We start from the raw sequence: 11,405 nt of genomic DNA, 5'->3' as shown, positions 1-11,405 counted from the left end.
ATTCAATAAAACAATTGAATATAGAAAGGGGAGCTTCATACATGTCGAGTATCCCGAATGATCTAGCAATACTGAATAGTCGATCAACATTGCTACAAAGTTATGTCAATTCCCCTGAGAAACAACGGCGCCTTTATATGCGGACATTGGTCGTTGTTGTCATTTCGCAAATTTTCGGCGGTGCTGGACTTGCAGCAGGCGTTACCGTTGGAGCTCTTCTTGCTCAAGCCATGCTCGGCACGGACGGTTATGCCGGAATCCCGTCCGCGCTGCTTACCCTTGGTTCAGCCGGAGGAGCGCTGCTTATCGGTCGATTCTCCCAACGTTTCGGACGTCGATTAGGGCTTGCGACAGGATTTATAGGCGGCGGTGTAGGGGCCATTGGGGTCGTGATCGCAGCTTTAGCTAACAACATACTGCTGCTGTTCGTTTCATTGCTCGTTTATGGTGCCGGAACGGCTTCAAACTTGCAAGCCCGTTATGCAGGTACCGACATGGCAAAGCCCACGCAGCGGGCAACAGCAATTAGCATCGCGATGGTGTCAACTACATTCGGTGCCGTTGCCGGCCCAAATTTGGTCGATGTCATGGGACGATTCGCAACGTCAATCGGAGTTCCCGCTTTGGCCGGTCCATTCATCCTGGCAGCGGCTGCTTTCATCCTTGCCGGACTCGTGCTGCTGACATTACTCCGTCCTGATCCGTTTTTTGTTTCAAAAGCAATCGCCGAAGCGAAGATAAATGACCTGAACAACTTATCAGCCGCGAATACGAAACCATTAGCAAGCCGGGGGATTATTGTTGGAGCGACGATAATGGTCTTAACTCAAATTGTAATGGTTGCGATCATGACAATGACTCCGGTCCATATGATGCATCACGGACATGGTCTGGGTGATGTAGGACTCGTAATCGGCATCCACGTCGGCGCTATGTATTTACCTTCCCTTGTAACCGGTATCCTTATTGATAAGGTCGGGCGAACGACGATGGCGATTGCTTCAGGTGCCACTTTGCTTGTTGCCGGCATACTGGCCGCCATTGGACCTGGCGATTCCATGCCGATGCTCATTACTGCGCTTGCGCTGCTTGGACTTGGCTGGAACTTTGGTTTAATTAGCGGTACCGCACTTATTGTGGATTCGACTCCACCAGCCACACGTGCGACGACCCAAGGGACCGTTGATGTGCTGGTTGCGCTGGCCGGAGCATCGGGCGGGGCGCTGTCCGGTATGGTCGTAGCTCAGACGAGTTACGCAACGCTTTCATTTGCCGGCGGCATACTTTCGGTGCTGCTAATCCCGGTGATGATCTGGGCCAATATGAAATCGAAATCGCGCGGTTAAACATAAAACCGTTTGGTGAGCATCGGCTCGCCAAACGGTTTTTCTTGGTGCAGAACTAGGCCGAGGGTAGTTGAACGTGTCGAGTCGTATCGTTGCTGCGGTTTATTATAAGAAGGCCATACAACTGCAAAGTACGATTACCAACAAAATGAATAGTACCAAAATGGTTCCAGTGCTAGTAAAGATTCCACCTACATTACCGGACATGTTCAGCACCTCCTTCTTACTGAGTTCTCGATATTTTATGGGTCTTTTCTTCATATTGACTGGGCTTTTGTTCGTAGTCATTCGTCCAATCCTGATGATCGGCTCACGAGCACATAAGCCGGATGATGGCGATTGCCCCTTGACTCCCGTACTTCAGTGTGATAGAGTTTCAATAATTTAACATTTCCGATATTGAAAAATGCACTGAAGAGGAATAGTACTTAATTACTCGAATTACAGAGAGCCCATGGTGCTGAGAAGTGGGTATTCGAGCTTAACGAAAGAAGCCTCGGAGCATCGGACTGAAAAATGGAGTACGTCCGTCGGGACTTCCCGTTATAGAAGAAGCGTTAGAAGTATTGACGTGCAGAGTGGGTTGCATAACCAAACCAGGTGGTACCGCGGAAGTTGAGTCTTTCGTCCTTGTTTTTAGGACGGGAGGCTTTTTTATTTCCACCAATATCTTCAAAAGGGGTGATGCTGGATGAATTCATTTACCGAAATCGCAAATTTATTGTTGCCTGATGTAAATCTCTTGCCAGACGACATTTACCGTAAGTTTCCGCCAAGAAAGCGGAATGCTTCCGCAAAAGTGACGAGATTCGCTCCGAGTCCTACCGGGTTCCTTACGATCGGCGGGCTTTATGCAACCTTCATTTCAGAGAGATTGGCGCATCAGTCGGAAGGCGTTTTTTATTTACGGATTGAGGATACGGATAAAAAAAGGGAGGTCGTGGGCAGTACCGACGATATCATTCAATCCTTGCACTATATCGGAATTCGTACGGATGAAGGTATCGGAACCGATGGAGAGACAGGCGATTACGGACCATATAAACAAAGCTCAAGGGCTTCGATTTACAAAGTGTTTATTAAGCACCTTTTAAACCAAGGATTAGCTTATCCCTGCTTCTGTGAAGAGGATGAATTGCAAAGGATTAGAGATACGCAGCAGGCTTATAAAACGACTCCCGGTTATTATGGGAAATGGGCCGTGCACCGAAATTTTACTTTAAAGAAAATCAAACAAGAAATAGCGCAAGGCAAATCTTATGTCATCCGTCTCAAATCCCCGGGCTCAGCGGAGAGAAGAATCAAGTACAGAGATCTGATTAAAGGCGATATTGAAATGCCCGAGAACGATCAAGATATCGTAATTATGAAATCAGACGGAATCCCGACGTATCATTTTGCTCATGTCATCGACGATTTTTTGATGGGAACGACACATGTGATACGTGCCGATGAATGGATCGCATCGATTCCGATTCACCTGCAGTTATTCGAAATGCTCGGATTTAGGCGACCGGAATACGGTCATCTTGCTCCGCTCATGAAGATGGAAGGTAACTCGAAACGTAAATTCAGCAAGCGTAAGGACAAGGATGCGGCGGTACAATATTACCGGGAGCAGGGGTATCCGGGGCTGGCCGTGTCGGAATATTTCATGACGCTGGTCAATTCGAACTTTGAGGAATGGAGAAGAAGCCATCTAACGGAGCCATACTCTAGTTTCAATGTCGACATGAACAAAATGAACGCTAGTGGTCCGCTATTTGATCTCGATAAGTTGAATGACATAAGCAAAAATGTGATTGCTGGCAGGATGGCAGAGGAAGTATATGTGCAAGCGTGCAACTGGGCTGAAGTCTACGACAACGAGCTCTACAATCAGTTAATTCAAGATAAGGATTATTCCGTTCGTATTTTCAACATCGGTCGAACTTCCGCCAAGCCTAGGAAGGATATAGCCAAATGGTCCGATTTGAGATCGGCGATCGATTATTTTTTTGATGTGTTTTTTGATCAAGCGGTACTGGATGGGAGTGGGGCGCTGACCATTTCTGCCGATGAAGCGAAGAGTCTCGTTCAACGCTATCTACATCTATATACCACTGACGATGACCGGAATACATGGTTCGACAAAATCAAGAAAATGTCCGAAGAGCGGGGTTACCCAGATGTGAAGACTTATAAAAATAGTCCAAATCAATATAAAGGTCATACGGGGGATGTTGCAATGGTCCTTAGAATCGCTTTAACCGGTAGAACCCACACCCCTGATTTGTTCGATATCATGCAAGCCATGGGTGAAGACAGAGTTCGTACAAGGTTAAAGAGGTTTATTGAATAAATCGACCCTGCTCTCCTAGAAGAGAAACAGGGTCGATTTATCGGACTTCAATTCAAAACACGGGCAGCCGCAATGTAATGCGTGTTCCACCAGCCTTTGTTCATGTCACTGATCTTCACGTTGCTTACATGAGAATTTTCTCATCCAAAACTTATCGACTGCCGATGACAACGCACTAACCGGTTTCAGTAAACCTAAGCGATTACGTTTAGGTTTTTTTTCTTGATTCCGGCCTTTGTTTCAAATTTTCTCATTATTTTTTAATCATAATAAGTTATAATCGATTGCTGCGGGAGAGGAGTTGGGAATCCGATGGGGCACAAAGTTCTGATTATCGAAGACGAGGAGAAGATCTCCAGGCTTCTCCAGCTGGAGCTGAATCATGAGGGCTATCGCGTCGAGCTGGCCGGAAACGGCCGGGAAGGACTGGACAAAGCATTGGCCAAGACATGGGATATCATCCTGCTGGACGTGATGCTGCCTGAAATGAACGGGATCGAAGTGCTGCGCAGAATCCGGAAAACCGATATTTATACACCGATTATCATGTTAACGGCTCGTAATACGACTCCCGATAAAGTAAACGGGCTAGACCAAGGTGCTAACGATTATGTGACGAAGCCATTTGAAATCGAGGAACTGCTGGCCCGGATGCGAGCTTGCATAAGGAACCGCAGCGACGATTCCGGCAAAATCGAGGACACCTCCGTTCAAGAATTGCGAATTCGCGATTTAATTTTGAACAAAAAGACGCGCGAGGTGATCCGCGGCGGCCAAAAAATCGAATTGACGCCGAAGGAATACGATTTGCTCGTTTTTTTGATGGAAAACAAAAACCGCGTGCTGGAACGCGAGCAAATCATGAATCATGTGTGGGGATACGATTACGTCGGTGATACGAACGTGATCGACGTGTATGTTAGGTACGTGCGGAAGAAAATCGATTACGATTTTCCAGTTAAGTTAATCCAAACCGTACGCGGCATCGGATACTGCATGAGGGAGGATGGAGGGTGAAGCTCAAAAATAAAATCACGCTTCTAACTTCCGTTTGGCTCACCTTGATATTGATCTGCGTCGATTTAGCCGTTTATTTCGTATTCATTCATGTCGCTACTCAGAACGAAATCGAATCGATGCACAATAAAGCCGCACAAATCATTGAAAAAATAGGGCCTGAGGCGGTTATGCACAAAGACAAGTCGGGCCGGCTCTTGAACTTTGCCCCGGACGATACGGTGATTCGAGTCGTTAACCCGGCATCGGAAACCGTTAGCATGATCAATCAAGAAGTTATATTGGAGTTGCCTCCCCCGAAGTTTAGTAAGTTCGATGAATCGGAGCTTACCGAAATTAACGAGCAAAGGATGCTCTGGGTTCGCGTTCCCGTGTGGTCCGGCGGAACCGTTATCGGTACATTCGAGATGGGACAGAAGATGGACGCACTGGAAGAGAATATGGGGTTGCTCATTACGATATTGATCTGTACTTCAGCCGGCGCCGTGCTTCTTTGTTTTATTGGCGGTACGTGGTTATCGAAAACAGTCATAAAGCCGATATCCGACAGCATACGGACGATGGAGGAAATCGAAAGCAGCTTGACCTTCAAACGAATCCCTACGCCAAGCCGCACAAAAGACGAATTGTACAAAATGACAGCTACGTTTAACCGCATGATGGGAAGGCTGGAAGAGAGCTTCCATAAACAGCAGCAATTCGTTTCCGATGCTTCCCATGAATTAAGTACGACGTTGACTATTATTGAAGGCTACGCGAATATGCTTCGCCGGTGGGGAGCGGAAGACAAGAGCATCCAGCGGGAGTCGATCGAATCGATCTACGAGGAATCGAAACGGATGCGAGTGATGACACAGCAGCTGCTTGATCTAGCCTCATCGCAGCAGGGGATGGGGCTGGCGAAGGAGCCGTTTGACTTGCTGGCGTGCTGCGAGCAAGCGGCCGCCTTGTTCCGCAAGCTGCATACGCGCAAAATCCGCGTCTTTGCCGCCTTGCAGAAATTGATCATCAACGCCGATCCGGTCAAAATAAAACAGTTGATCATCATCTTGATCGACAACGCAATAAAGTACAGCAAAAGCGCGATTGAAATTCATGTATCCGCAATCGAAGGGGAAGTCGTCATTCGAGTCAAGGATTTTGGAATCGGCATTCCCCAAGACGAGATCCCGCTTGTATTCGAGCGGTTTTACCGTGTAGACAGAGCGCGCCATCGCAAGTCTGGCGGAACGGGACTAGGTTTGCCGATCGCCAAATCGATCGTCCGCGAGCACAACGGTACGATTCATATCGATAGTGAAGTAGGGGCAGGCACAGAAGTAATCGTACGGCTGCCTCTTACTCAAAAAGGAGATGAGCAAGATGAATCATTGGAATGAATATGTGTTCAACTTCATTAACCAATGGGCGGGTAAGTTCGTTTGGTTGGATGAAGCTGCGGTTATTTTCACGCAATACGTAGAGTGGGTTTTTGTCGCCATGCTGCTGTGGCTTTGGTATAAAGGGCATCAACGTACGGTCTTATACGCGGGCTTGACCGCGGTGACGGCCATGCTGATCGGGCAACTGATCGGACTTGTGTATTGGCATCCGCGGCCGTTCATGGTCCATGCGGTGCATCAGTTGATTCATCATGCGGCCGACACGTCTTTTCCGAGCGACCATGCGCTCGGCGCTTTTTCGCTTGCTTTCGCCATCGCGTTCCGCAACCGAAAATGGGGGGCCGGATGGATCGTATTAGCCGTGCTCACCGGGGTTTCTCGCTTATTCGTCGGTGTGCATTACCCCGCGGATATTATCGGAGCCATCGTGATTGCGGCGATTTCCGCAATGATGATTTCGCGGGTCGAGAAGCATCTTGAACCTTTTGTCGCATTCGTATTAAACGTATATGGCAAAATATTCGACAGATTGCGGCCGCGGACGAAATGACGCAGAACCATACAAAGGAGGCTCCGGATCTTGCAATGAATTTGAAAGCTCAACTATCCCGGGCCTTCTTTTTTAGTTTGCTATTTGCGGCAGGTTTCGGATTGATCGCTCTTCTTATGACGGGTCAAGGCATTGACCGATTTGACCTACGGGTCATCTCTTTCGTTCAAAGCTATGAATCGCCGGGTTTGACCGAAGTCATGAGCTTTTTACGTTCCTCGGTTCCGGAACGATGATCACCGTCACCGCCGTATTGGCTGCTGTCGTTCTTTACAAAGTGCTTGGTCATCGAAAGGAGCTCATCGTGCTGGGGGCTGGCGTCGGCGGTGCTTCTATCATGAACCTTGCGCTCAAGGCGGTATTTCATCGTACGCGGCCCAACATCCACCGATTGATCGAGATCGGTGGGTACAGCTTTCCAAGCGGACATTCCATGGCTGCCGCCGCTCTTTACGGTTCCCTTACTTTTTTGCTTTGGCGACACATGACGACTTCATGGGGCCGGAAGATCTTGGTAGGGGCTAGCGTAGTCATGATCATCGGAATCGGACTAAGCCGAGTTTATTTGGGCGTCCATTATCCGAGCGATGTAATCGGCGGATATTTGGCCAGCGGATTTTGGCTTGCCGTCCTGATCTGGGTATTCCAACGCTATGTTGAGAAGAATTCCTGAGGAACTTTTCATTCCCCGTTGCGTCCATAATATTAAATTGTATCAGACGGGAGGACGCAAAGATCATGAAGGATAAGGTTCTCGAAGCTTACGATAAATTGGCCAGAGACTATGAAAAGCATGTTGACACGGAGAGCGGATTTAACGCTTATTACGAACGGCCGGCCATGATGAAGCTACTGCCAAGCAATATGCATCGATGTACGGTCCTGGATGCCGGTTGTGCCGCAGGATGGTATACGGAGCAATTCCTAGATCTTGGCGCTCAAGTTACGGCTGTTGATCTAAGTCCCGAAATGGTGGAAGCTTGTAAAAGGCGTATCGGAAATCATGCAGAAGCAAACATATTAGCATGCGATTTAACCGAACCACTTCCGTTTGAGAACGAGACGTTCAACCTGATCGTAAGTTCGTTAACCCTTCATTACCTGGACGATTGGGCGCCAACCTTTCGCGAATTTCATCGAATCCTGAAACCAGGAGGAAACCTGATTTTCTCCGTACATCATCCTTTTATGGACTTTACGCATTTTGACAGACCCGATTACTTCGCCCACGAACTTCTTACGGATCGATGGAACAAACGAGAGTCAGGGCCAGTGGATGTAGTATTTTACAGAAGGCCTCTGCATGAAATCATAAACGTAACGTCGGAACAATTTATCATCGACCGAATCGTCGAGCCGCAGCCCAGCACGGATGTTATGGACAAACCGGAAGCCACTGAATGGAACAAGAGATGGTTTGAGCGACTTTCAACGAAACCGCATTTTCTAATTGTGAAAGCACGAAAATCATGAAGCTACCGGTATACATCGGTCACATAAGAGGCTGCCGCTTTTAAATCGGCGGCCTCGTTTCGTTATCGGGCCAAACACCAACACTTTGACTCATTTATGCGTCTTAAAAGGTAAATACATCATTCTCAGTGGAGGTTGAGCAGCCGATGAGTCAAACTACATCGCATGTCAATGAATTAAGCAAAAAGAGTATTTCAAGTGTCGGGGTTTTGGACCTAAGACATATGCAATCCATTGACGAGCTAAATCAAATTTCAAATATCTTTTCCGTTGGAACCATCCTTATATCGGATTCATTTCAAGGTACCCTTGCAAGTATCCCGATGCACAGTGTCGGCGGCATTATTTCCATTCCGGAAGGGAGCAAGGTCAACCAGATCAACGGCACAATGAAAATCGCGGGAGATTTTTTACATAATGCAAATGGAGACGGCTCGGACATATTATTAGTTTCAGGAGATTTGATCATCACTTCTCCGATAACGACAATCGGGTATAAACAGCTGATCATTTCCGGCCAACTTTACGTCCCCAATGGAAGTGAGCAAATTCTTAGTTCGGTCGTATCGCATGTGACGGGCCAAATCATTTATTACAATCATCATCATCGTCCTAGAATATTTATGGGGAGGGATCGATTCGGCAAAGATTTTTTCACCTACCTCAAAGAACCGATAACGATGATCCTCATGGGTGAATTTGAGATCGAATCCGATGTTGGCGTCGAATTATTGCAAGAAAAAATCCCCGAAATCATTTTAATGGGAGTTTTAAAGACGGACGATAAAAAGCTGCTGCCTCTTCTGCAAGCTCTGACAGAAACAAAGATGGGAGATATTATCCTCACCAGTCCTTTAGATGGTAGTTCTTTATGAATGACCAGGCATACGAGTCCTTTTTCAATGAGATCTATAGCGAGCATTACCGGGCTATATATGCCTATATTATAACGCGAGTCGATAACAAAGAGATTGCAAAAGAATTGCTTCAAGAGGCATTCCTTCGAACATGGAATCAGATTCATGTGGGGTACGAAATGGGGCGTCAACATTCCCGATACTGGATATTCAGGATAGCAAAAAATTTAGTAACCGATTACTATCGCAGGCGGACGTCCCGCGAGAAAGCCGAAGAACGGATCAAAGCGGAGGCCCTTACGATTACGCAGTCTGACAAGTCTCCGGAAGAGGCATATGAAATCAAATATCAAACACTGCAAATTAAAGACTCCATGCAAAATCTACCGGAAGATTTGCGAAACGTACTCATGATGTCTGTCATTGGACAGATGAACAGTTCGGAAATTGGGGAAATGATGGACGTCCCCCCAAGCACGGTAAGATATCGTTTAAGCATGGCGCGTAAACTTCTTCAAAAGGAAATGAAGCTTCTACATGCATTCGAGGAGGCGAACAGCGAGTGAAAGATTCAAATATCGATGATTTATTTATCCTGCAGGAATGGTCGAGAGATCTGCAATTAACCGGGGAAGAAGTGGAGCAAATACGTTGCTCGATATTCGAACGGAAAAACATGTGGAATGAATTCCAGTCGGCGAAGCTGCACTGGCAGATCAATCGCACCGTCGCATATACGAATAGCTCCTTGGAACAATTGTTACAACATCGTTCTCGGATGGAAGCTTACCGCCATAGGTACGCAATTCATCAATGATTAGGACTTATCGTGTCAAATGAGGTACAATGAAAAGAAGTCCATGTGAAGGAGAGAATTATGGAAAGTAAAGAAACGATCTTGACCCCGGAAGGCTTGGCAAAAATCGAGCAAGAACTTGAGGAACTAAAAGGACCGAAGCGCAAGGAGCTTGCTGAACGGCTCAAAGTTGCGATCAGCTACGGCGATTTGAAAGAAAACAGCGAATATCATTCCGCCAAGGAAGATCAGGCGTTCATGGAGACAAGAATATTGACGCTGGAGCGGATGCTGCGAACCGCTACTGTCGTTGAGGCGGGAGACGTGAGTAAAGTTGTTGTCGGCGCTACCGTCTTGCTGCATGACATCGAGTTCGACGAGAAGATCGAATATCGTCTTGTCGGCCCTGCCGAGGCGGACGTGGCCAATAACTTGATTTCCTACGAAAGCCCGCTCGGCCAAGAGCTGCTGGGCAAAAATGTTGGCGATATCATCTCTGTAAGCGCTCCGGCAGGCATCATTCAATACGAGCTGCTGGAAATTAAATAAGGTAAGCATAAGGAGTCGCGCACTGCGCGGCTTCTTTGTTTTATTTTGAAAAAAATTCTACCTTTTTTTACATAAAACATGATAGATTATTACCAGGATTGGCATCTATTCTTTTGGAGGTGCATTTATGGACAACATGGCCGCTGAACGGATGACGGCGTTGTTTCGCAAAGCGCTGCAAACTTTTATCGGCAAGGTCGAGCGGGATGATCAAGTGATCGCGGCGGTACTGCTGGGCAGTCTTTCCTACGATCAGGTGTGGGAGAAGTCGGATATCGACCTGAAGCTCATTGTGCACGATCAGAAGCTGAGGACCGGGTACGCCTGCTTCGTCGAAAACGAAGTGCCCATCAACGCAAGCATCCAGACGCGGAACGATTTCAAACGCTGGATGGAGAAATCCGTGCAAAGCTCGATCAGCCATTCGATGCTCGTCCGCAGCACACTGCTGTTCACGAAGGATCCGTCGATCGCCGAGTACTTCGAGCAGATCCGTTACGTTGGCGAACGCGACCGGCAGCTTCAATTGGTGCAGCACGGATGCTATGCGCTTAGTTTGCTCGCCAAGGCGGAGAAGTGGCTGTACGTGAGGCACGACGTCAATTACAGCGCTTTCTGGCTCATCAAAATGGTCGATGTGCTGTCGCAGATCGAAGTGGTGATTCATGGCGACATCCCGATGCGGGAAGCTGTTCAACAGGCGCTCGGCTATAATCCGGCCTTCTTCGGGAAGGTGTACACGGATATGGTAGGCGGTACGATCAACAGGCAGCTGGTAACAGAGGTTGTCCGGCTCGTCAATGAATATTTGAACGACAGAGCGGAGCAGTTGTTTCTGCCGATACTCGACTACTTGAAGGAAGAGGCGGATGTGCGCACGGTTACGGACATCGCCGAGAAATTCGGCGTCATCATTCACATGGACACCGGTTCGGCCACGACGGCATGCGATTGGCTGGCGGAGCGCGGCTTCCTCGCGAAGATGGAGTCGGAGACGAAGGCGACGCCGAAGAGCCGGCTTATGCTGACGGAACCGGCCTATCTCTATGAAAGTTTCGATGACTTGATACCGGAATGGGAGATGTGAGAAAGGA

General features: G+C 47.8%; 13 protein-coding genes and 1 other annotated feature. Of the genes, 12 read left to right on the top strand and 1 reads right to left on the bottom strand.

The window, feature by feature from the left end; all coding sequences use genetic code 11:
- The first annotated feature begins 41 nt into the window (after positions 1–41).
- Positions 42–1,346, top strand: a complete 1,305-nt coding sequence (locus AC0LWM_RS27150) for an MFS transporter (RefSeq protein ID WP_474678164.1) — start codon at positions 42–44, stop codon at positions 1,344–1,346.
- A 105-nt stretch (positions 1,347–1,451) separates the two neighbouring features.
- On the opposite strand, the gene AC0LWM_RS27145 is transcribed toward AC0LWM_RS27150, so the two are convergent.
- The gene (locus AC0LWM_RS27145) at positions 1,452–1,553 is read right to left on the bottom strand and encodes a YjcZ family sporulation protein (protein ID WP_474678163.1); all 102 of its coding nucleotides are present in this window, start codon (positions 1,551–1,553) and stop codon (positions 1,452–1,454) included.
- Between the two features lie 195 nt (positions 1,554–1,748).
- Positions 1,749–1,981: a binding site (T-box leader), on the top strand.
- Positions 1,982–2,037: 56 nt separating this feature from the next.
- On the opposite strand from AC0LWM_RS27145, the gene gltX reads away from it, so the two are divergent.
- The 11 genes from gltX to AC0LWM_RS27090 all read left to right on the top strand — a co-directional run bounded on the left by gltX (position 2,038) and on the right by AC0LWM_RS27090 (position 11,398).
- A complete protein-coding gene (gene gltX / locus AC0LWM_RS27140) occupies positions 2,038–3,687 on the top strand; it encodes a glutamate--tRNA ligase (protein ID WP_474678162.1) in 1,650 nt (549 codons plus the stop codon).
- A 312-nt stretch (positions 3,688–3,999) separates the two neighbouring features.
- A complete protein-coding gene (locus AC0LWM_RS27135) occupies positions 4,000–4,704 on the top strand; it encodes a response regulator transcription factor (protein WP_474678161.1) in 705 nt (234 codons plus the stop codon).
- Positions 4,701–6,083 (top strand): ATP-binding protein, encoded by a 1,383-nt coding sequence (locus AC0LWM_RS27130; RefSeq protein WP_474678160.1) that lies wholly within the window; start codon positions 4,701–4,703, stop codon positions 6,081–6,083. The genes AC0LWM_RS27135 and AC0LWM_RS27130 overlap by 4 nt, the downstream gene beginning before the upstream one ends.
- The gene (locus tag AC0LWM_RS27125; protein ID WP_474678159.1) at positions 6,067–6,636 is read left to right on the top strand and encodes an undecaprenyl-diphosphatase; all 570 of its coding nucleotides are present in this window, start codon (positions 6,067–6,069) and stop codon (positions 6,634–6,636) included. The genes AC0LWM_RS27130 and AC0LWM_RS27125 overlap by 17 nt, the downstream gene beginning before the upstream one ends.
- 232 nt (positions 6,637–6,868) lie before the next feature.
- A complete protein-coding gene (locus AC0LWM_RS27120) occupies positions 6,869–7,309 on the top strand; it encodes a phosphatase PAP2 family protein (protein ID WP_474678158.1) in 441 nt (146 codons plus the stop codon).
- Between the two features lie 65 nt (positions 7,310–7,374).
- Positions 7,375–8,109, top strand: a complete 735-nt coding sequence (locus AC0LWM_RS27115; RefSeq protein ID WP_474678157.1) for a class I SAM-dependent methyltransferase — start codon at positions 7,375–7,377, stop codon at positions 8,107–8,109.
- 146 nt (positions 8,110–8,255) lie between these two features.
- Positions 8,256–8,984: a hypothetical protein gene (locus tag AC0LWM_RS27110; protein WP_474678156.1), complete on the top strand. Its 729-nt coding sequence runs from the start codon at positions 8,256–8,258 to the stop codon at positions 8,982–8,984.
- A complete protein-coding gene (locus AC0LWM_RS27105; protein ID WP_474678155.1) occupies positions 8,981–9,532 on the top strand; it encodes an RNA polymerase sigma factor in 552 nt (183 codons plus the stop codon). The genes AC0LWM_RS27110 and AC0LWM_RS27105 overlap by 4 nt, the downstream gene beginning before the upstream one ends.
- Positions 9,529–9,783, top strand: a complete 255-nt coding sequence (locus AC0LWM_RS27100) for a hypothetical protein (protein ID WP_474678154.1) — start codon at positions 9,529–9,531, stop codon at positions 9,781–9,783. The genes AC0LWM_RS27105 and AC0LWM_RS27100 overlap by 4 nt, the downstream gene beginning before the upstream one ends.
- A gap of 60 nt (positions 9,784–9,843) precedes the next feature.
- A complete protein-coding gene (greA, locus tag AC0LWM_RS27095) occupies positions 9,844–10,311 on the top strand; it encodes a transcription elongation factor GreA (RefSeq protein WP_474678153.1) in 468 nt (155 codons plus the stop codon).
- Positions 10,312–10,438: 127 nt separating this feature from the next.
- Positions 10,439–11,398 (top strand): hypothetical protein, encoded by a 960-nt coding sequence (locus tag AC0LWM_RS27090; RefSeq protein WP_474678152.1) that lies wholly within the window; start codon positions 10,439–10,441, stop codon positions 11,396–11,398.
- Positions 11,399–11,405 lie beyond the last annotated feature (7 nt).

It is taken from the genome of Paenibacillus sp. sgz302148, from assembly GCF_056120465.1.
The sequence above is the reverse complement of the archived record's forward strand: the minus strand, read 5'-3'. Positions and strand labels throughout refer to the sequence as shown.